At 67.0% G+C, this 19,374-nt stretch carries 18 protein-coding genes and 1 riboswitch; of the genes, 9 read left to right on the forward strand and 9 right to left on the reverse strand.

The window, feature by feature from the left end:
* Positions 1-2 precede the first annotated feature (2 nt).
* Both ACZ5ZX_RS15680 and ACZ5ZX_RS15685 read left to right on the forward strand, forming a co-directional pair.
* Positions 3-839, forward strand: coding sequence for a TatD family hydrolase (locus ACZ5ZX_RS15680; protein WP_465502669.1), 837 nt, complete (start codon positions 3-5; stop codon positions 837-839).
* A 414-nt stretch (positions 840-1,253) separates the two neighbouring features.
* A complete protein-coding gene (locus ACZ5ZX_RS15685; protein WP_465502740.1) occupies positions 1,254-2,630 on the forward strand; it encodes a transglycosylase family protein in 1,377 nt (458 codons plus the stop codon).
* A gap of 60 nt (positions 2,631-2,690) precedes the next feature.
* On the opposite strand, the gene ACZ5ZX_RS15690 is transcribed toward ACZ5ZX_RS15685, so the two are convergent.
* Positions 2,691-3,749, reverse strand: a complete 1,059-nt coding sequence (locus ACZ5ZX_RS15690; protein WP_465502670.1) for a DUF222 domain-containing protein — start codon at positions 3,747-3,749, stop codon at positions 2,691-2,693.
* 104 nt (positions 3,750-3,853) lie between these two features.
* Positions 3,854-4,498 (reverse strand): GNAT family N-acetyltransferase, encoded by a 645-nt coding sequence (locus ACZ5ZX_RS15695; RefSeq protein WP_465502671.1) that lies wholly within the window; start codon positions 4,496-4,498, stop codon positions 3,854-3,856.
* A 22-nt stretch (positions 4,499-4,520) separates the two neighbouring features.
* Between ACZ5ZX_RS15695 and rsmA the strand changes: the two genes are divergently transcribed.
* The 5 genes from rsmA to ACZ5ZX_RS15720 all read left to right on the forward strand — a co-directional run bounded on the left by rsmA (position 4,521) and on the right by ACZ5ZX_RS15720 (position 11,585).
* Positions 4,521-5,357 carry a 16S rRNA (adenine(1518)-N(6)/adenine(1519)-N(6))-dimethyltransferase RsmA gene (rsmA, locus tag ACZ5ZX_RS15700; protein WP_465502672.1) on the forward strand — a complete coding sequence of 279 codons (837 nt, stop codon included), beginning with the start codon at positions 4,521-4,523 and terminating at the stop codon, positions 5,355-5,357.
* 244 nt (positions 5,358-5,601) lie between these two features.
* Positions 5,602-5,692: riboswitch (SAM riboswitch) on the forward strand.
* Between the two features lie 211 nt (positions 5,693-5,903).
* Complete coding sequence (locus ACZ5ZX_RS15705) at positions 5,904-6,914, forward strand: methionine ABC transporter ATP-binding protein (protein ID WP_465502673.1); 1,011 nt, start codon at positions 5,904-5,906, stop codon at positions 6,912-6,914.
* Between the two features lie 121 nt (positions 6,915-7,035).
* Positions 7,036-8,001 carry a 4-(cytidine 5'-diphospho)-2-C-methyl-D-erythritol kinase gene (locus ACZ5ZX_RS15710; RefSeq protein ID WP_465502674.1) on the forward strand — a complete coding sequence of 322 codons (966 nt, stop codon included), beginning with the start codon at positions 7,036-7,038 and terminating at the stop codon, positions 7,999-8,001.
* A 68-nt stretch (positions 8,002-8,069) separates the two neighbouring features.
* Positions 8,070-9,842: an ABC-F family ATP-binding cassette domain-containing protein gene (locus ACZ5ZX_RS15715; RefSeq protein ID WP_465502675.1), complete on the forward strand. Its 1,773-nt coding sequence runs from the start codon at positions 8,070-8,072 to the stop codon at positions 9,840-9,842.
* Positions 9,843-9,893: 51 nt separating this feature from the next.
* Positions 9,894-11,585 carry a fatty acyl-AMP ligase gene (locus ACZ5ZX_RS15720; RefSeq protein WP_465502676.1) on the forward strand — a complete coding sequence of 564 codons (1,692 nt, stop codon included), beginning with the start codon at positions 9,894-9,896 and terminating at the stop codon, positions 11,583-11,585.
* A 61-nt stretch (positions 11,586-11,646) separates the two neighbouring features.
* On the opposite strand, the gene ACZ5ZX_RS15725 is transcribed toward ACZ5ZX_RS15720, so the two are convergent.
* The 4 genes from ACZ5ZX_RS15725 to ACZ5ZX_RS15740 all read right to left on the reverse strand — a co-directional run bounded on the left by ACZ5ZX_RS15725 (position 11,647) and on the right by ACZ5ZX_RS15740 (position 13,707).
* Complete coding sequence (locus ACZ5ZX_RS15725) at positions 11,647-11,976, reverse strand: DivIVA domain-containing protein (protein ID WP_465502677.1); 330 nt, start codon at positions 11,974-11,976, stop codon at positions 11,647-11,649.
* Positions 11,976-12,335, reverse strand: coding sequence for a DivIVA domain-containing protein (locus tag ACZ5ZX_RS15730; RefSeq protein WP_465502678.1), 360 nt, complete (start codon positions 12,333-12,335; stop codon positions 11,976-11,978). The genes ACZ5ZX_RS15725 and ACZ5ZX_RS15730 overlap by 1 nt, the downstream gene beginning before the upstream one ends.
* A gap of 159 nt (positions 12,336-12,494) precedes the next feature.
* A complete protein-coding gene (pth, locus tag ACZ5ZX_RS15735; RefSeq protein WP_465502679.1) occupies positions 12,495-13,091 on the reverse strand; it encodes an aminoacyl-tRNA hydrolase in 597 nt (198 codons plus the stop codon).
* A 10-nt stretch (positions 13,092-13,101) separates the two neighbouring features.
* A complete protein-coding gene (locus tag ACZ5ZX_RS15740) occupies positions 13,102-13,707 on the reverse strand; it encodes a 50S ribosomal protein L25/general stress protein Ctc (RefSeq protein WP_465502680.1) in 606 nt (201 codons plus the stop codon).
* A gap of 340 nt (positions 13,708-14,047) precedes the next feature.
* Here ACZ5ZX_RS15740 and ACZ5ZX_RS15745 point away from each other — a divergent pair, with 340 nt between their 5' ends.
* Positions 14,048-15,169, forward strand: coding sequence for a hypothetical protein (locus ACZ5ZX_RS15745; RefSeq protein ID WP_465502681.1), 1,122 nt, complete (start codon positions 14,048-14,050; stop codon positions 15,167-15,169).
* A gap of 95 nt (positions 15,170-15,264) precedes the next feature.
* Entirely contained in the window at positions 15,265-15,882 is a 618-nt protein-coding gene (locus ACZ5ZX_RS15750) for an NAD(P)-dependent oxidoreductase (RefSeq protein ID WP_465502682.1), read from the forward strand.
* On the opposite strand, the gene ACZ5ZX_RS15755 is transcribed toward ACZ5ZX_RS15750, so the two are convergent.
* The 3 genes from ACZ5ZX_RS15755 to glmU all read right to left on the reverse strand — a co-directional run bounded on the left by ACZ5ZX_RS15755 (position 15,876) and on the right by glmU (position 19,339).
* Positions 15,876-16,745 carry a TIGR03621 family F420-dependent LLM class oxidoreductase gene (locus tag ACZ5ZX_RS15755; RefSeq protein WP_465502683.1) on the reverse strand — a complete coding sequence of 290 codons (870 nt, stop codon included), beginning with the start codon at positions 16,743-16,745 and terminating at the stop codon, positions 15,876-15,878. The genes ACZ5ZX_RS15750 and ACZ5ZX_RS15755 overlap by 7 nt on opposite strands.
* 129 nt (positions 16,746-16,874) lie before the next feature.
* Positions 16,875-17,855: a ribose-phosphate diphosphokinase gene (locus ACZ5ZX_RS15760; protein WP_037317339.1), complete on the reverse strand. Its 981-nt coding sequence runs from the start codon at positions 17,853-17,855 to the stop codon at positions 16,875-16,877.
* On the reverse strand, positions 17,852-19,339 hold the full coding sequence (gene glmU / locus ACZ5ZX_RS15765) for a bifunctional UDP-N-acetylglucosamine diphosphorylase/glucosamine-1-phosphate N-acetyltransferase GlmU (RefSeq protein WP_465502684.1): 1,488 nt from the start codon (positions 19,337-19,339) through the stop codon (positions 17,852-17,854). Before glmU ends, ACZ5ZX_RS15760 begins: the two co-directional genes overlap by 4 nt.
* Positions 19,340-19,374 lie beyond the last annotated feature (35 nt).

The following is a 19,374-nucleotide window of genomic DNA, read 5'->3' on the forward strand; positions in this document are numbered from 1 at the left end:
TGATGGGCGCAGAGAAGAAGGAACTGCCACCGATCCCGGACAGGCTGCCGGTTTCGGTGGTGGACGCGCACACCCATCTCGACGCGTGCGGCGCGGTCACCGCGGCGGATGTCACCGCCATGGTCGATCGCGCCGAACGCGCCGGTGTCTCGCGGGTGATCACCGTCGCGGACGATCTCGCGGCCGCTCGTTGGGCGGCGCGGGCGTCCACTTGGGACCCTCGGGTCTGGGCCGCCGTCGCGATCCATCCCACGCGCACCAAGGATTTCGGCGAAGCCGAGAAATCCGAAGTGGAGAGTCTCGCGAAGGAGTCCAGAGTGGTCGCGGTCGGCGAGACCGGCCTCGACTACTACTGGGACTACTCGCCCCACGATGCGCAGCAGGATGCCTTCCGATGGCACATCGACCTCGCGAAGCGGATCGGCAAGCCGCTGATGATCCACGATCGAGACGCTCACGACGACGTCCTCCGGATCCTCGAGGAAGAGGGGGCGCCCGAGCAGGTCGTCTTCCACTGCTTCTCAGGGGACGAACACGTCGCCCGCCGCTGCATCGACGCGGGATACGTGCTCTCGTTCGCCGGCACGGTCAGCTTTCGCAACGCCCGCGGGCTCCACGAAGCGGCACGGATCGTTCCGGCGGGCCAGTACCTCGTCGAGACGGACGCGCCGTTTCTGACCCCCCATCCGTTCCGTGGGCGACCGAACGAGCCCTACTGCGCCGCCTATACCGTTCGGCACCTCGCCTCGTTCAGGGGCGAAGCCGTGCACGAGGTGGCCGAATCGGTGCGAGTTACCGCTGAACGGGTCTTCCGTTTGCCGACAGTCACCCCCAGTTGAACGGATTGCGACATTAGTGATCACCGATGGGCCACTCTGATGAGTGACCAACGTCACGACACTCCGGGCGGTGTTTGCGCAACCCGGCGAGGTTCGTTACTGTCCCGTGATCGTGCCGGTCGGTGCCCGCTCATGCGGTCTCCGGCTGTTACGCCCACAGTCACGTCAGTGCACGTCGGGGAAGCGGAACCAGGAGAGGTACGGCCTGGAACCGTGACGATGGCGCTGGCTGCGGGTGTCGGACTTCTATGAGGTGTGCCGAAGCGCGCATCGAGACGAAGGACGTTGTGGAGCGGTTGTCGAGTTCCTTGACGTCTTGGGAAAGGGAACGACCCAGTGACTGGTAGCAGTAGGCAGGATGCCTCGCGCCTCGGCGCAGAGACGAACACCTTCGCTTCCGCCGGTTCGGTTGCCGTGCTCGACCGCGATACCCACTACGGCGAGCTGGACTACTCCGACGATCCGCGCATCACGCACCAGGACGTCCTGGCCGCGCTCGGCCCCGACGCCGATGCCCTGATGGCCGAGATCGACGTCGATGTCGACGAGCTGATTCGCCTTATCAGCGCCGAGACCACCATGCTCCCGCCGATCGTCATTCCGGACGAGCTGGCCGAGGACCGCACCGCGGGCGCGCCGATGAGGGCCGCGACCAAGGACGAGGTCATCTCGAACTCGACCCGCGTGTGGAAGAAGCGTTTCCTCAAGGGAACCGTCATGGCGGTGCTGCTCACCCTCGGCGGTGGTGGCGCGGCCGCGATGGCGATGAACAAGAGCGTCACGCTCGACATCGACGGCCAGCAGCGCACCGTCCACAGCTTTGGCGACACGGTCGGCGAGGTCCTCGAAGACGCCGGTCTTTCGGTCGGCGCGCACGACTCGCTCTCGCCCTCACCGCAGGCCGAGGTCGGCGACGGCGGCGTCATCAAGCTGGAGCGCGGCCGCAAGCTGAACCTGGTCGTCGACGGCGTAGCGCAGGAATCCTGGGTTCGCGCGACCAACCTCGGCGAGGCCCTGAACCAGCTCGGCCGTGCCGATCTCGCGAAGTCCGGCACCTGGACCTCGATGCCGCAGAACGGCGAGCTCCCGCTCGAGGGCGCCACTGTCGAGGTCAAGACCCTCAAGAACGTCACCCTCTACGACGGTGCGAACGAACCGCGCAAGGTCCAGACCAACTCGGTCACCACCAAGGAATTCCTTGGTGAGCTGCGGATGACCCTCGGCCCTGACGACGAGGCCGTCGGCGGTCTCGACGTCAAGCTGGTCGACGGCGCCGAGGTCCACGTCAGCCGGACCGGCGTCACCATGGTCAAGCAGAACGAGGAAATCGCACCGCCCGAGCAGAAGGTCGACGACCCGGAGCTCGAAAAGGGCAAGACCAAGGTCGAAGACCCGGGTACTCCTGGCCAGAAGACCGTGACCTACAAGGTCACCCAGCGCAACGGCAAAGAGGTCGGCCGCGAGAAGGTCTCCGAAGAGGTCATCACCGAGGCCAAGCCCAAGATCATCAAGGTCGGTTCGAAGAAGCCCGCGGACCCGGTCATCGGTGACGCCGGTGCCTGGGACCGCATCGCGCAGTGCGAGTCGACCGGGAACTGGGCCGCCAACACCGGTAACGGCTACTACGGTGGCCTGCAGTTCAACAAGAGCACTTGGGATGCCTACGGCGGCTCGCAGTACGCCGCGTACCCCCACCAGGCCAGCAAGGCCCAGCAGATCGCTGTCGCTGAGAAGGTCCGCGACGCCCGTGGCGGTTACAGCGCTTGGCCGCACTGCGGCAAGAAAGCCTGACGCCAGATCATTCTCCTTTCCTGAAGGCCATCGTGTGGGCTCCTCCCCGCAGGGTGGCCTTCAGGCCGTTTTTCGCCGCTGAGAGTGCGTAGCGTCTTCGTCGGAGATCTGTACGACGGATCGGTCGACCGCCGTCGATGGGGTTTCGGCGCCGGGTCGTGATCTCGACAGCCGGAACCACCAACGCGGCGGTCGGATGTGGGCCACCTCGCGAGTCTTTTCCGACCGCACGCTGCCGCTGTGCCGGCTTTGGTTGCCCTGTTCCGGTGGCTGGGCGGTACCGGAGTCGTTCGCCGGGTTCTCGACCGGCTCCGCGGGCTCAGGCTGTTCTGCGACCGGCTCTGATGCCTGCCGGGGCATAGGGACGTCCGGACTGCTCTCCGCAAGATCGACGATCTCCGCGAAAGCGTCGCCGCGTCTTTCGGCCGGCGTGCGGCTGTCGGCTTTCCCGTCCGGGGCCGGTTGTGCCAACGGCACGAGAAGCGCGTTCAGGCGGGCGCCTGTCTCAGGGTCGAGGTTGCCGCGCATATCCCAACGACCGGTGCGTTTCTGACGCAACCAGAACTCGCTTCGCGGAGTTCTCGGGCTTGGGTCGTCGGTGCCGTTGCCGTCCGGGTCGAGACGCGCGAGCAGATCCGTTCCGGCGATCGTGACGTCACGCGGCCTTGCGACGCTGGCAAGATCGACCAGCACTTTCTCGGCGTCGAGCCGTGCGCTTGCGGCGACATGCTCTGGCAGCCTCCTCATGACCTTGACGATTCGGTCGATGCCGGCCTCGGCCAGTACGCCGGTGGCGGCCGCGGCTCCGGTCATAGGCGCGACGGGTGGAGTCGTGGTCCCGTCGCGCGTGCGTCTCGAGTTGAGGGCCAGCGCTCGGCCGGTCACCTTTCTCGCCTCGGCTCGGGAGACCCGGGCCACGTGCTCGTAGAAGACGGCGATCGAGTTGTACCCGTAGAGGTCTCGGACACCGCGGGATTCGATCTCGGCCAGGATCTGGCCGACCTCGGCGAAAAGGCGTCGCCCTTCGCGCAGTCGTGTCTGCAACTCGTGGAGAAGCAGCTCGGGGTCACCTTCCGGCAGGTTCAGCGGGAAGGTCTTGGGGGTGTTTGTACTGGTCATCCCTCGATTGTCGAGCCAGAGTCGAACTAGTGCACGGTATCGATCGGGTGAATGATCATTACGCTCTGGCAGCCCGAACTTGCACGCATCACTCCGTCGTAGGACTAGGTCGCGTCGGAGACGTCCGAAGGATGATGCGGTCGAGTTCCGGGGGAACGGGGCCTGGTGCCATGCATGTGCTCCCACTCCTCGCGGAGGACGCCGTAGACAACGGCATCGTGCACACCGCCAGACCAGCGCCGAGCGCGCCGGAACCGGCCTTCCTCGACGAACCCCAGCCGTCGTCCGACGGCGATCATTCCCGGGTTGCCCGAGAACGTGGCGAAGTCCAGGCGGAGTGCGTCGGTGCGGGAGAACAGGTATGTCGTCCAAAGTCGCAAGGCCTCGGAACCGAACCCGCCGTTCCAATAGCGCTCGTCGTAGATGACCAGTCCCAGCCGTCGCCAGTCGGTTTCCCTGCTCTCCCAGTACCAGCTGACCTGACCGATCAACCGGCCGTCGCTCAGGTCGGTCACCGCGAGGCTGCTGCGAGGATCGGGTGGCTCCGACTGGGCCGTGGTGAGCTTGAGCGCCGTGGATTCGGTATCCGCGGCTGTCGGAAGGCCGAAGTACGGGCCGTTCGTCTTATGCCATGGCCGCGCGGGATCGAGTAGCTCGCGGAGCGATCGGATATCCGACGGCCGCCAGTCGCGCAGCCGGACTTTCTCACCTTCGAGTGCGACGTTGTCCACCGGCCAATCGTGGCCCATCGGGGCTGGCTACGATCGTCAGGTGACTGAACTGCTCGGGCCTGCGGAGATCAGGGCGTTGGCGGCCGAGCTGGACGTACGTCCGACCAAGAAGCTCGGCCAGAATTTCGTGCACGACCCGAACACCGTGCGCCGTATCGTCGATCTTTCAGGAGTCGGTGAAGACGACGTCGTACTGGAAGTCGGACCGGGGCTCGGCTCGTTGACCCTCGGTCTGCTCGCCACCGGTGCCAAGGTTGTCGCGGTCGAGATCGATCCCGTCCTGGCCGGACGGTTGCCGGACACGGTGGCCGAGCGAGGTGGGGCCGAAAGGCTGACGGTCGTCGGGGCGGACGCTCTGCGGATCAAGGCGGAGGACCTGCCTGAACGGCCGACGGCGCTTGTCGCGAACCTGCCGTACAACGTCGCCGTTCCCGTTGTGCTTCACCTGCTCGCCGAGCTGCCGTCGCTGACCAGCGGTCTCGTGATGGTCCAGACCGAGGTCGCGGACCGGATGGCCGCCGGGCCAGGGAGCCGGACTTACGGTGTGCCCAGCGTCAAGCTGGCGTGGTACGGGAAGGCACGCAAAGTCGCCGCGGTGCCGCGATCGGTGTTCTGGCCTGTTCCGAATGTGGATTCCGCATTGGTCGCCTTCGAACGTGGCGACTTGGTGTGGTCTGTGGACCGGCAGCGCCTGTTCGCGGTCGTCGACGCCGCTTTTTCGCAGCGGCGAAAGACTTTGCGCGCGGCGCTGGCGTCATGGGCCGGTTCCGCCGAACGGGCGGGAGAGTTGCTCGAGAAGGCGGGTGTCGACCCCAAGGCTCGCGGCGAGCAGTTGGACGTGCATCAATTCGCTCGTATCGCCGCCGCGGCCGAGTGATCAGGGGCGGGCGTGAGGGTGTGTCGCCCGCCAAATGCCGGCTGAGGTCAGCACGACGGCATAAACCCTCTCCTCGATCTGCGCTGGTCTAGCCTGTCTTAGCAGGCAGGCACCGTGACGTGTATCTGTGAGCACTGCTGTTGTCTCATAATATGGACAGCAGATCCTGTAGAATGGACGCGACCAGACGTGTGATCTGCGCCTACGCGCTTGCTTTCATCCAGTGGGATCGGTTTTACTCAATGAGCCATCCCGAGCGACTGAGAGACCTGGCTCGCCGAAGTCGCAGCAACCACCCCCCACGGGGCAGGTGCTACCGCCAGGACCGATGGAGGCTGTGCCTAATGAACAGGGTCACCCACCCGCTCCTGCTGACCAGGCGACGTGTCGTCGATGAAGGTCGCCGCACGGTAAGTGCGTGTCGACGCTCCACCGTTACTGCCTGAGTCTTTTCCCTTACCTCTGAAATCCGTCCGCTCTGGACGGTTAATCGGTGACGGTTGGCGCGCTCGAAAGAAGCGGCGCCCCATTCGCATGGAGCCTTTCGTGATCACTGTCGAAAACTTGTCGAAGTCCTTCCCCCTCAACGGAAATCCCGTCGTTGCCCTGCGCGACGTCAGCGTGGACATCCAAGCAGGCTCGCTGTTCGGAGTCGTCGGTCCGGCGGGCTCCGGCAAGTCGACCCTCGCGCGTTGCATCGGGCTTCAGGAGCGTCCTGACCGGGGCGTCGTCCGGCTCGACGGCCTCAACACCGGGACACTGGACGGACGCCGCCTGCGCGAGATCCGCCGCCAGGTCGGTGTCGTGAGCACCAAGCCGGAGCTGCTCGGGGAGCGCACCATCGCCGGCAACATCGCTTCACCGCTCGAACAGCTCGGCCTCGACGGACCGCAGCGCCGGAACCGGGTGGGCAACCTGCTCGACCTGGTCGGACTCACGCCGCGGGCAAATCAGCGGCCGGGTGAACTGTCCGAGGGGCAGCTGCGCCGAGTGGCGATCGCCAAGGCCTTGGCCGCCGGGCCGTCCGTGCTCCTGGCCGACGACCCGACCGCGGGTGTACGGCCAGAGGAGTCCGGCGCGGTTTTGACCGTGCTCGACCGTGCGCGCGCCGAGCTGGGCGTGACCGTGCTGCTCACCACACCTGACGCCGGCGTGGTTCGCCGTGTCTGCGATGACGTGGCGGTTCTCGAAGCCGGTGCGATCATCGAACGTGGGACCGTGCTCGACCTGGTCTCCGACCCGAACAGCCGGACGGCGCAGGCGCTGCTTCCCGCGATCGAGACCAGCCGGGCTCAGGCCTCGAAATACGACCGCGCGGTAGACGTCGTGCTTGTCGGCTTCGCTTCGGTCGGCGCCCTGCTGCCCGAGGCCGCCGGCCGCTTCGACGTCGAACTCGCCACCATCGGGGGCGGTCTGACCCGCATCGGCGACACGCCGGTCGGCAGGTTCCGCCTCGGCGTGCGCGGTGAGCACGCGGACGCCGCGCTCGCCTGGATCGCCGAACGCGGCGGCCACGTGACGCACCCGGTTCGCGGACCGCAGGGCGTCGCCGCCTGATTTCTCCATGAACGGGCCGCCCTGGACGAAATCCGTCCAGGGCGGCCCGTTCATGTCTGACTCGTCCTGTTCTCTTTCTCCTGGAGGCAGCACAAGTGGGGCGGCCACGTAGGCTTGAGTCGTGCTCGCCGTCGTACCGCCTCCAGTCACCGTCAGGGTTCCCGCCAAGGTCAACCTGCACCTGTCGGTCGGTGACGTACGTCCGGACGGCTACCACGAGCTGGTGACCGTGTTCCAGGCGCTTTCCCTGACCGACGAGGTGACCGTGGCGGTCACCGAAGACCCGGGTGTCGAGGTCTACGGCGAGGGGGAAGGTTCCGTACCGACCGGGGCCAACAACCTGGCATGGAAGGCCGCGCAGGCGCTGGCGGCTCATGTGGGCAAGGCGGACGGCGAATCCAAGATTCGCGTGGTGCTCCGCAAAGGCATCCCGGTCGCCGGAGGGATGGCCGGGGGCAGCGCTGACGCGGCCGCGACCTTGGTCGGGCTCGCGTCACTCTGGAAGCTCGACATCTCCCGCGACGAACTGGCCGGTATCGCCGCCAAGCTCGGCAGCGACGTTCCCTTCGCGCTTTACGGTGGGACCGCACTGGGGACAGGGCGAGGTGAGCAACTGGTGCCGGTTCTGTCGCGGCATACCTTCCACTGGGTACTGGCGTTCGACCAGCGTGGTCTTTCGACCCCGCGTGTGTTCGGCGAACTGGACAGGTTGCGCGAAGAGGGCAACCCGCCGCGGATCGGTTCCCATACTCCGGTGGTCGAAGCGCTGGCGTCGGGTGACCCTCGGCAGCTGGCCCTGCTTCTTGGGAACGACCTGCAGGCGGCCGCCGTCTCGTTGCGTCCTGGACTGCGGCGCACCTTGAGGGCGGGGGTCAACGCGGGGGCACTCGCGGGCACCGTCTCCGGGTCCGGACCGACCTGCGCGTTCCTCTGCGCGGACGCCCAGTCGGCGGTCGAGGTCGCCGCGGAGTTGTCCGGTGCGGGAGTGTGCCGGACGGTTCGCGTCGCGCACGGGCCGGTTCCCGGCGCCCGGCTGGTCGGCGGGGACGACGCGCCGCGACCGGCGCCGCCTCGAGTACACGCGTGACGATGTCCGCACGAACATGTCTTAATTTTCCTTGTGGTGCAAGCTTTTTGGAAAGGATCGGCTGAGGAATGGCCAACTTGGTCAACCTGGAGTCGGTGAGCAAGTCCTACGGGGTGCGCCCGCTGCTCGACGGTGTTTCGCTTGGTGTCGCGGAGGGACAGCGCGTCGGCGTCGTCGGTCTCAACGGAGGCGGGAAGACGACATTGCTGGAAGTCCTCGCGGGGCTCAGTGAACCGGACGCGGGGCGGGTGAGTCATGTCCGTGGCCTGCGGATGGCCGTCGTCACTCAGCGGACCGACCTTCCCGGCGGCAGCACCATCGGCGACGTCGTGCTTGAGCGCTACGGGGCGGAGCACGAATGGGCCGCCGACGCGCGAGTCAGGTCCATTATGGACGGTCTGGGGATCACCGCTCTCGGTGTCGAGACCCCGACGGCGAACCTGTCCGGCGGTGAACGGCGCCGAGTCGCGCTGGCCGCGGCCCTCACCGGCGAGCTTGACCTCGTGGTCCTCGACGAGCCGACGAACCACTTGGACGTCGAAGGTGTGCGCTGGCTGGCGGATCACCTGCTCAACCGCAAGATCGCGGTCGTGGTCGTCACCCACGACCGGTGGTTCCTCGACACGGTCGCGAGTGTGACCTGGGAGGTCGCCAATGGTCGCGTCGAACAGTACGAAGGTGGTTACGCCGACTGGATCTTCGCGCGGGCGGAACGGGCGAGGTTGGCGGCGACTGCCGAGGAGAAGCGGCAGAACCTGGCGCGTAAGGAACTCGCGTGGCTGCGGCGCGGCCCGCAGGCCAGGACTTCGAAGCCGCGTTACCGGGTCGAGGCGGCAGAGGCGCTGATCTCCGACGTCCCGGAGCCGCGTGACTCGGTCGAACTGCAGGCGTTCGCGCGGCGACGGCTGGGAAAGACCGTGCTGGAAATCGAGGACGCCACCCTGACCGCCGGCGACCGCACCCTGCTCGACCATGTCACGTGGCGGATCGGGCCCGGCGACCGGATCGGGCTGGTCGGCGTCAACGGCTCGGGCAAGACGACGTTGCTCAAGCTGCTCGGTGGTGACAAGGAGCCCGAGACGGGGCGTCGCATCGAGGGGAAGACAGTCAGCCTCGCTCACCTTCGGCAGGAACTCGACGACCTGCCGGGTGACCTGCGTGTCCTGCAGGCGATCGAAGAGGTCTCCGGACGCGTCGTGTTCGGCAAGCAGGAGCTTTCCGCTTCGCAGCTGGCCGAAAAGCTCGGCTTCCCCGCGGCGAGGCAGTGGACCCCGGTCGAAGACCTCTCCGGTGGTGAACGCCGCCGTCTGCAGCTGTGCCGGCTCCTGATGGCCGAACCCAACGTGCTGCTGCTCGACGAACCGACGAACGACCTGGACATCGACACTTTGCAGCAGTTGGAAGATCTGCTCGATTCGTGGCCGGGCAGCCTCGTCGTCGTTTCGCACGACCGGTACCTGGTGGAACGTGTTTGCGACACCATCGTCGCCCTGTTCGGCGACGGGCATGTGACCCATCTGCCGGGCGGTATCGAGGAGTACCTCGAGCGGCGGGTCAAGAGCCTGGCGAAGGCCAGTGCCGACAGGAAGTCGGGCAGCGGACAGGCGTCGGAGCCCAAGAAGAGCGCCGCGGAACAGCGGGCGGCGCAGAAGGAACTGTCCCGCCTCGAGCGCAAGCTCGACCAGTTGCACGCCAAGGAAGAGAAGCTGCACGCTGCGCTGCTCGCCGCGGCGACCGACCCGGCGAAGCTCATCGAGCTCAACACTGAGCTGAAAGCCGTCGAAACGGAGAAGGAGGAGGTCGAGGCCCAATGGCTCGAGACCTCCGAAGCGATCGAGTGAGTTCACTCGACGGCGAGCGGGTGTTCCAGGGCGGACAGTAATGTGACGCGCATGAGTCGGTTCGTGGACACGCTCGTCGCCACCGCGGCGGGGCGAGGTCAGCAGCGGGGAATGGTCACGGGTGAGCCCAAGGAGCCGGTTCGGCGTACCTGGGCCGAGATTCACGAGCAGGCCAAGCGGGTGGCCGGTGGCCTGGTCGCCGGCGGGCTGGAGCCAGGCAAGGCGGTCGCGGTCCTGGCGGCGGCGCCATCGTTGATCGCACCGACGGTGCAGGCCGTATGGCTCGCCGGTGGCAGCGTGACGATGCTGCACCAGCCCACCCAGCGGACCGACCTCGCCGAATGGGCCGAGGACACCGTTCGCGTGCTGCGGATGATCGGATCCGGTCTGGTTCTGCTCGGTGAGCCCTTCGATCAGCTGGCGCCGGTGCTCACCGAGCATGGCATCGCCTACCAGGTGATCACCGAACTACTCGAGGCCGAACCGCTGGCGGAGGCCGTTCCGACGGCCGAATCCGACACCGCGCTCCTGCAGCTGACCAGTGGGTCGACGGCCGATCCGAAAGCCGTGCGGATCACCTACGGGAACCTGTACTCGAACGTCAAGGCGATGGTCGACCGCGCCGAGTTCGATTTCGACGTCGATGTGATGGTTTCCTGGCTGCCCACCTTCCACGACATGGGGATGGTCGGCTTCCTGACCGTTCCGATGACCTTCGGCGTCGAACTGGTCAAGATCACGCCGCTCGAGTTCCTGTCGGGGCCGCTGATCTGGCCGCAGCTGATCAGCAAGTACAACGGGACGACCACGGCCGCGCCGAACTTCGCTTACGCGATCGTGGGAAGGCGGATGGCGCGTGTCGAGGACGACGACGCCTACGACCTCTCGAAGCTTCGGATCGCACTGAACGGTGCCGAGCCGATCGATGAAACGGCTGTGCAGACGTTCGTGGACGCCGGGGCACGGTTCAAGATGCCCGCCGAATGCGTTTTTCCCGCTTACGGCATGGCGGAAGCGACTCTCGCGGTTTCGTTCGCGCCCTTGTTCACCGGGCTGACCCTGGACGTCGTCGAAGCCGATGCTCTTGAAACGGACAACCGCGCGGTGCCGGTGCCCGAGGGCGACCCGCGGCGCGGGACCGACGCCGTCCGCTCGTTCGCGATCCTCGGGCCGCCGCTCGACGGGCTCGAGGCCGAGATCGTCGACGACAAGGGCACCGTTCTCGGGGAGCGCCAGGTCGGGGAGATCCGCTTGCGCGGCGAGGCCGTGACGCCGGGGTACCTGACGATGGAAGGTCCGCTCGCGACACAGGACGAAAACGGCTGGCTGCTCACCGGCGACCTCGGCTACCTGGTCGACGGCATGATCGTGATCTGCGGTCGCCGCAAGGACGTCATCATCATGGGCGGCCGGAACCTGTATCCGACCGATATCGAACGCGCGGCCACGTCGGTCGAAGGGGTTCGAGCGGGGAACGCGGTGGCCGTGCGGATCGACGCGGGCAGCCGCCGGGAGCGGTTCGCCGTCGTCGTCGAGTCGAAGCTCGCCGGGGATCCCGACACCGAGAAGGCGCTGGCGAAGGAGGTCGCGGCCAAGGTGCGCGACGCGGTCGACATGCGGCCGTTCGCGGTCGTCGTGCTTCCGGCCGGGAGCCTGCCCAAGACGCCGTCGGGCAAGGTGAAGCGGGCCGCGACGGCCACCCAGTTCGCGGACAAGATCGCCAAGAACGCGGCGACCACCTGACACGAAAGGGCCGGGCCGGTGAGTGTCACCGGCCCGGCCCTTTCGCGGCACCTCCCGTGGGTCAGCGGCGTCGCCAGAGTGGCTTGCGGGTGTGGGTGTGTTCCAAAGCGGGCGCTATGTAGTAGTCGGCGGACTGGGAGAGTCCGGCAAGCGTGCCTTCGACATCACGGAGGAACGCGTCGACGGCCGCCGGGTCATAGCCTCGTTTCGAAAGCGGCGCTCTGGCGAACGCCACGTTGTGAACGTCCGAAACCGACAGGTCGTCGTCGCCGTCGAGGGTGGCCGCGACGCGTTCAAGGAAAGCGTCGACCGCGGGTTCGTGATATCCCCGTGCGCCGATGGGAGCCCGGTCGAACTGCCGGGTTCTCGCCTCGAACGCGGTGACGGGCACTAGCGCTCCTGGACGAACTCGACGGGACCGCGGTCCGGAACGGCTCGTTCGGCGGTCGCCTGGTCCTCTTCACGTGCGCCGGGCACGCCGAGCGCCTGCTGACCGGTCCGGTGAGCGAGTTGCTCTTCGACCTTGTCGAGGAAGTCGTCGACTTCGCGTTCGTCGTAGCCGCGCTTCCCGATCAGGGGCCGCGAGAACATGACGTGGTGGACTTCGGCGGCCGTCAGGTCGTCCCGGTCCGAGATCGTGTCCGCGATCCGCTCCAGGAACGCGTCGACCTCGTGTTTGGCGTATCCGCGCCGCCCGATCGGGGCGTTCGGAAAAGTGGCGCCGGTGATGTCTTCGGCCGTAAACGACATGAAACTCTCTCCGGTTTCGGTGGGGAATGCGATCTCCGCATTCCGTCCTAACGGGTTTGAGAGTTCCCCGGAAGAGCTCGCGCTATTCCACGACTCGATCAGGGGCGTGGTGAAACGCCTTCGAGTGATGAGATGTAACGCACCGCCATGTGAGCGGATTCACCCAGCGTGGAAGGTGTTCTGGGCCGCCGCGAGCCCGGTGCTGATAAGCGCTTCAACTGCGTCGGCGCAACGATCTATCTCGAAAGCGAGCTCTTTGCGTTCGACCGTCGAGAAGTCTTTCAGCACGAAATCCGCCGGATCCTGCCGTCCCGGAGGACGTCCGACACCGAAACGGACACGGTAGTAGTCCTTCGTGCCGAGAGATTTCGTGATCGAGCGGAGACCGTTGTGGCCGTTGTCGCCGCCCCCCAGCTTCATCTTGAGCGCGCCGAAATCGACGTCGAGCTCGTCGTGGACGACCACGACACCCGCCGGAGGGATCTTGTAGAACCGGGCAACGCCGACCACAGGGCCGCCCGAGAGGTTCATGTACGAGCGCGGCTTGGCCAGGACCACTCGCTGTCCGGCGAGTCTGCCCTCGAGGACTTCAGCGCCGCTCTTGTGGGCCTTGAACTTGCCGCCGACGCGGGTGGCGAGCTCGTCGAGCACCATGAAGCCGACGTTGTGCCGGTTGCCTGCGTACTGGGGCCCGGGATTGCCGAGGCCGGCGAGCAGAATCTGCTCGCCGGCCCCGGGAAGTACTGCTTCGGTCACACGAGTGACTTTATTCGGCGGCCTCGGCGGGGGTCTCCTCAGCCTCGGCCTCTTCGCCCTCGAGCGCGGACTCGGACGGCGACTCGTTCACGGCGACGACCAGCGCGTCGGGGTCGGTGACCAGGGTCGCGCCCTTCGGCAGGGGGACGTCCGAAGCGTTGATCTGGGTGCCGGCGACGACGCCCTCGACCGAGACCTCGACCTGCTCGGGGATGTGCAGCGCCTCGACCTCGATCTGGATGGCGTCGAGGTCGGTGGTGACCAGGGTGCCGGGGCCGGGGGTGCCGGTGACGACCACCGGGATGTCGACGGTGACCTTCTCGCCGCGGATGACGACCAGCAGGTCGACGTGCTCGATGTAGTTCTTCAGCGGGTGGACGACGATGGTCTTCGTCAGCGCCAGCTCGCTCTTGCCCTCGAGGTCGAGGGTGATGACGGCGTTGCTGCCGTTCTCACGCACGACGCGGGCGAACTCGATGGCGGGCAGGGCGTAGTGACGGGGCTCCGAGCCGTGCCCGTACAGCACCGCGGGGATCTTGCCGGCGCGACGCGTGCGGCGCGCGGCACCCTTGCCGAATTCGGTGCGGGGCTCGACGGACAGGCGTACCTCGGACACGGTGTAGCACTCCTTCAATTCACCAACATGTTCAGCGAAATCATGCTGAGGTGGGGATGGTTCGGGGCGGTTCTGGTGTTCGGCGGCGAATTCCACAGGCGTGCTCGACCGCGTGTGGCCACTCAAGCCGCCGCGTCGATCACGTCGGGCACCAGGTGCTCACGGAACCCGCCTCGCCGAGACCGGGAAAGTGTAGACCAACCGGTCGCATAGGGGTCCCGCCGGGTGGCTCGTTCAGGTGACAAGTCGGTGACAGCTGCTCCCAGGACCCGCGGATGTGGTGGTGCGCGACCCCTTTTCTAAGGTGTGATCTCTTCGCACGCGAGACACAGGGGGCGGTATGCCGGCACGACGGTTGAGGATCGGCGCTGTCGCCGTCTTGTGCTGCCTCGTGGCCGGCTGCGACGTCGCGATCGACGGGGCGGCGGGAATCTCACCGGCCGAGCAGCAGCGGGCGGATCGGCGTGCGGAGCAGCGCGGCGCTGTCGAGAGCGCGTTGAAGGTGCTCGAGCAGGCGCCAGCTGTTGTCTACAAGTCGACAATCAAGGATGCTGCGGGTAACCCCGCCGAATTGCTGTTCCGGATCACCCGCGGTGGAAGCGCGCTCGGCGCGCTGCCGGTCGACGGCCAGGCCATCCAGGTGATCTCGGCCGACAAACAGCTGTACCTCTCGGCGACGCCGGAGTACTGGAAAGCGCACGGGCTCGGCAACAGCGACCAGTACGGCACCAGCTGGGTCCGCACCGACAGCACCGACCTGCCGGTGAACGCCGTCGAGGTGCTCAACCCGCGCAAGGCCGCGTCGACGCTCCGGACAGCGGTGTCCGCGATGAACCGGCTGACCGATCCGGTCCGTTCGAAGTTGCCCGACGGGACCGAGGTCTACGACGTCGGGAGCGGGATCGGGATGCTGCGGGTGACCACCGCGGCGCCGCACCGCGTGATCAGTTTCGCGCCTTCCCTCATCGACGCGGCGGGCGGCAAGACGCTCGGCGCCGAGATGCGGGTCGAGCCGCTCGCCGGGGACGCGCTCAAAAAACTCCAGACGGATCTGGACGGCGCGATCGGCGGGATCGGACAGCCGTTCGACGCGCTCACCCAGGTGAGCGTCAGCGTCGTCAACGACAAACTGGACTGCACGGACTTCGTCGGGACCTGCCGCGCGACCATCGATGTCGCCAACACCGTCATCGGCGACGCGGGCGGGACACCTGTGCATCTGACGCTGAGCGTCGAGTTCACGGCCCAAACGCTCGGTGCCCAGACCTGTACGACGGACGCCAACGCGGCGCCGGACACCACGACGCCCATGAGCTGCGAGGTCAAGTTCAGGCTGCCGAATCGGAACGCCAGCTATCAGGTGCAGGCCAAGCCCTCGGCCCGTGGCGAGGTCCGTGCGCCGGTCGACGTCAACGGCGTACGCGAGAAGCTCAAGGCCGAGTTCGCCACGCTGGGCGGCTGACCTGCACACTCACCCCGGGGTGCGTTGCATACGTTGAAGTAGCCGATCTTGCGTTCTTAGCATCGGTGTCATCACCGACGTAGAAGGAGAACGTGATGGCGAAGCTGGTCGTGTTCGGAGGAACCGGGTACGCGGGCGGGAAGATCACCGCCGAAGCGCGCGGCCGTGGGCATGAGGTCCTGGCGGTGTCGAGGACCGCCGAAGGTGAGGGAACCCGGGCGGGGTCGCTGTACGACGAGGCCTTCCTGGCCGAGGTCGCCAAGGGTGCGGACGTCCTGGTCATCGCGGTGCACGGGCAGGGCGGCCTGCTGGACGCGGTGCCCTCGATCGCTCAGGTCGCGAAGGACAACGGCGCTCGGATCGGCGTGGTCGGCGGTGCCGGGAGCCTGCACGTGGCCGAGGGCGGGCCGCGGCTCATCGACACCCCCGAGTTCCCGGACGAGTACAAGGGCGAAGCCGGGACGCACGCGAAGGTGCTGGAAGCGTTCCGGGCGCTTCCCGAGGACATCGACTGGTTCTACCTCAGCCCGGCCGCCGAGTTCGGCGCGTGGGCCGAGGGCGAGCGGACCGGTGACTTCCGGCTCGGGAGCGACGTGCTCCTGACCGACGAGAACGGCGGGTCGAAGATCAGCGGCGCCGACTACGCGATCGCGTTCGTCGACGAGATCGAAAAGCCGCAGCACCGCCGTCAGCGGTTCTGTGTCGCCTACTGACCGGACAGCTCCTTCACGACCGGCGCGAACGTTTCCAGCATCGGTTCGAACACCGTGATGTAGGAGAAGCCGTACCGTTCGCGACGCTCCTGGAGCTGCCGGACGATCTCGTCGACGGTCCCGAACAGCAATTGTGGCGTTTCGAGCAGCCTGTCCACGTCGAGGCCGTCCTCGTCGTCTTCATGCCAGGTCCCGGCGGCCGCGCGCCGGTCGTCCGTGACGACGACGCGCTGGACGAGCATGTTCAGTTCGGGATCCCGGCCGTTCGCGTGGGAGCGGAAGAAGGCGACGCGTTCGTCCATGCGCTCGGCGTCGTCGAGACGGAAGGTGCCCGGCGGCTTTCCTGGTGCTTGGCGAAGACCCGCGAAGCCGGCTATGTCGGCTTCGCGGGCGGCGAGGGACAGGACGCCGTCGCTGTTGCCCGCGAGGAGCAGCGGCGGGGGCGTGATCCCCTCGTCCGCGAAGTGTTCGCGCAGGTGGCCGAGGCTCTCGGCGAGATACTCGATGCGTTCTTTGGCGGGAATCCACGGCAGACCGGCTTGGTCGAATTCCGATTTCATGTGGCCGGAACCGAGGCCGAGGTCCAGCCGGTCGCCGGTCATCTTCACCGTCGTCGTGACTTCGCGGGCGAAGAGCGCGAAGTTGTAGAAGGGGACGTTGCAGACGAGGGTGCCAACGCGCGGGCGCTGGGTCACCGCGGCGGCCATGGTCAAGGCCGGGAAAGGCGCGTTCCGCCCTGGGCCGAGATGATCGGGCACGGAAATGACGTCGTAGCCGAGGGCCTCGACGCGGCGGCACTTCTTGACCCAGTCTTCGTGGTTCTCGGCGCCCCACAGGTTCACGCCGAACTTGAATTTCCCCATGAACGGCAACCTAGCCACGCGGGGACCGTGGGCGCGCCCCGTTTCGCGAGGGGCCGAAAACGAAGCAAGGGACCTTTGCTGTCACTCTCCGGAAGAGAGCGATAGCAAAGGTCCCTTGCTTCGCTGAGATCAGGCGTTGCCGTCGAAGAGGGACGTGACCGACCCGTCCTCGAAGACCTGCTGGATCGCCTGCGCCAGCAGCGGCGCGATGGACAGCACGGTCAGGCCCGGGAACCGCTTCTCCTCGGGGATCGGCAGCGTGTTGGTGACGATCACCTCGCGGGCCTTGCAGTTCGACAGCCGCTCGGTGGCGGGGTCGGACAGGATGCCGTGGGTAGAGGCGATGACGACGTCGGCCGCGCCTTCGTCGAGCAGGGCCTCGGTGGCCTTCACGATTGTGCCACCGGTGTCGATCATGTCGTCGATCAGCACGCACAGCTGACCGCGGACCTTGCCGACGACGCGGTTCGCGACGGCCTGGTTCGGCTTGTCCGGGTCGCGGGTCTTGTGGATGAACGCGATCGGCCGGTCACCCAGCTGCGCGGCCCACTTCTCGGCGAGCCGCACGCGGCCCGAGTCCGGGGAGACGACGGTGATGTTCTCGCCGTGGTAGGTCTTGTTGATGTGCGCGGCCAGCACGTTCTGCGCGAGCAGGTGGTCGACAGGGCCGTCGAAGAAGCCCTGGATCTGCGCGGTGTGCAGATCGACCGTCATGATCCGGTCGGCGCCCGCGGTCTTGAACAGGTCCGCGATCAGGCGCGCGGAGATCGGCTCGCGGCCCTTGTGCTTCTTGTCCTGCCGCGCGTACGGGTAGAACGGCATGATCACGGTGATCCGCTTGGCGCTCGCCCGCTTGAGGGCGTCCACCATGATCAGCTGCTCCATCACCCATTCGTTGATGGGCGCGGGGTGGCTCTGGATCACGAACGCGTCGGTCCCGCGCACCGATTCGTTGAACCGGACGAAGATCTCCCCGTTGGCGAAGTTGTGCGCGGTCTGCGGGACCACCGCCACGTTGAGGTGCTTGGCCACCTCCTCCGCGAGTTCCGGGTGCGCGCGCCCGGAAAAGAGCATCAGGTTCTTCTTCGGTGTGCCGGACTTCGAACTCATGCTGGCGACTCCCCGTCGTTTCCCTTATTTGAATCGGACACGGCGGTGGTGTCCTGCTTCGCGGCGGAAGCTGCTTCCGCCGCGGGTGTACCCGGCCTGCGCCGGGACACCCAGTCTTCGATGTTGCGCTGCGGCCCGGTCGACACGGCGAGCGCGCCCGGGGGCACGTCCTGCCTGATCACGGTGCCTGCCCCACTGTAAGCGCCATCGCCGATGGTCACCGGGGCGACGAACGTGTTGTCCGCGCCGAGCCGCACATGGGAGCCGATCGTGGTGTGGTGCTTGTTCACACCGTCGTAGTTGACGAAGACGCTGGAACAGCCGATGTTGCTGTTCTCGCCGATGGTCGCGTCGCCGACGTAGGTCAGGTGCGGAACCTTCGTCCCGGCCCCGATGTCCGCGTTCTTCGTCTCGACGAAAGCGCCGAGCTTGCCCTTGGTCCCCAGTTTCGTGCCGGGCCGAAGGTAGGTGAACGGGCCGACCTTCACGCCGTCGCCCAGTTCCGAGTCGGAACCGTGCGTCCGCACCACCGACGCGCCCGCGCCGACGGAGACGTTCTCCAGGGTGCTGTCCGGGCCGATCTGAGCGCCTTTGCCGACCGAGGTCGAACCCTTCAGCTGCACGCCGGGTTCGATGACGACGTCGCGCGAGAGGGTCACGCCGGCGTCGATCCAGGTGCTCGACGGGTCGACGACGGTGACGCCCCCCCGCTGCCAGCCGCGGACGATCCGGCGGTTCAGTTCGGCGCCGAGGACAGAGAGCTGTACGCGGTCGTTGACGCCTTCGGTCACCCACGGGTCGTCGATGACCAGCGCCCCGACACCCTTGCCGTCGCCGCGGGCGATGCCGAGGACGTCGGTGAGGTAGAGCTCGCCTTGCGCGTTGTCGGTCGACAGCTTCGAGAGGCCGTCGACCAGTACCGAAGCGTCGAAGGCGTAGACGCCGGAGTTGATTTCGGCGATTTCGTGCTGTTCGGGGGTGGCGTCCTTCTGCTCGACGATCGAGGTGACGACGCCGTTCGCGTCACGGACGATCCGGCCGTAACCGGTCGGGTCCGCGACGACCGCGGTCAGCACGGTGACCGCGTTACCCGTCGAGGTGTGCTCGGCGACCAGGGAACCGAGCGTTTCGGTGTCGAGCAGCGGCACGTCGCCGTAGCTGACGACGACGGTGCCGGTCAGCCCGCCCGGCAGCGCCGAGAGCGCGCACGAGACGGCGTGCCCGGTGCCCTTCTGCTCCTCCTGGACGGCGGTGACGACCTCGCGGCCGAGTGCTTCGCCGACCTTCGCCAGCTTCGCGCCGACCGAGTCGCGACCGTGGCCGATGACCACGACCAGGTGTTCCGGGTTCAGCCCCGCGGCGGCCCGCACCGCGTGCTCGACCAGAGGACGGCCGGCGATGGGGTGCAGCACCTTCGGGGTGGACGAACGCATGCGGGTGCCCTCACCCGCGGCGAGGATCAACGTGCTCAGCGGGCCGGTCACGGCGCTCCCAACATTTCACCAACGGTGGTTGTCGG

Source organism: Amycolatopsis sp. NPDC033938 (assembly GCF_055575975.1).

What these genes read in the sequence shown, in the direction of transcription:
- ACZ5ZX_RS15680 (WP_465502669.1), top strand. Translation starts at nt 3, where the DNA reads ATGGGCGCAGAGAAGAAGGAACTGCCACCGATCCCGGACAGGCTGCCG.
- ACZ5ZX_RS15690 (WP_465502670.1), bottom strand. Translation starts at nt 3,749, where the DNA reads ATGACCAGTACAAACACCCCCAAGACCTTCCCGCTGAACCTGCCGGAA.
- ACZ5ZX_RS15695 (WP_465502671.1), bottom strand. Translation starts at nt 4,498, where the DNA reads ATGGGCCACGATTGGCCGGTGGACAACGTCGCACTCGAAGGTGAGAAA.
- ACZ5ZX_RS15715 (WP_465502675.1), top strand. Translation starts at nt 8,070, where the DNA reads ATGGCCAACTTGGTCAACCTGGAGTCGGTGAGCAAGTCCTACGGGGTG.
- ACZ5ZX_RS15720 (WP_465502676.1), top strand. Translation starts at nt 9,894, where the DNA reads ATGAGTCGGTTCGTGGACACGCTCGTCGCCACCGCGGCGGGGCGAGGT.
- ACZ5ZX_RS15730 (WP_465502678.1), bottom strand. Translation starts at nt 12,335, where the DNA reads ATGTCGTTTACGGCCGAAGACATCACCGGCGCCACTTTTCCGAACGCC.
- ACZ5ZX_RS15745 (WP_465502681.1), top strand. Translation starts at nt 14,048, where the DNA reads ATGCCGGCACGACGGTTGAGGATCGGCGCTGTCGCCGTCTTGTGCTGC.
- ACZ5ZX_RS15750 (WP_465502682.1), top strand. Translation starts at nt 15,265, where the DNA reads ATGGCGAAGCTGGTCGTGTTCGGAGGAACCGGGTACGCGGGCGGGAAG.
- ACZ5ZX_RS15755 (WP_465502683.1), bottom strand. Translation starts at nt 16,745, where the DNA reads ATGGGGAAATTCAAGTTCGGCGTGAACCTGTGGGGCGCCGAGAACCAC.
- ACZ5ZX_RS15760 (WP_037317339.1), bottom strand. Translation starts at nt 17,855, where the DNA reads ATGAGTTCGAAGTCCGGCACACCGAAGAAGAACCTGATGCTCTTTTCC.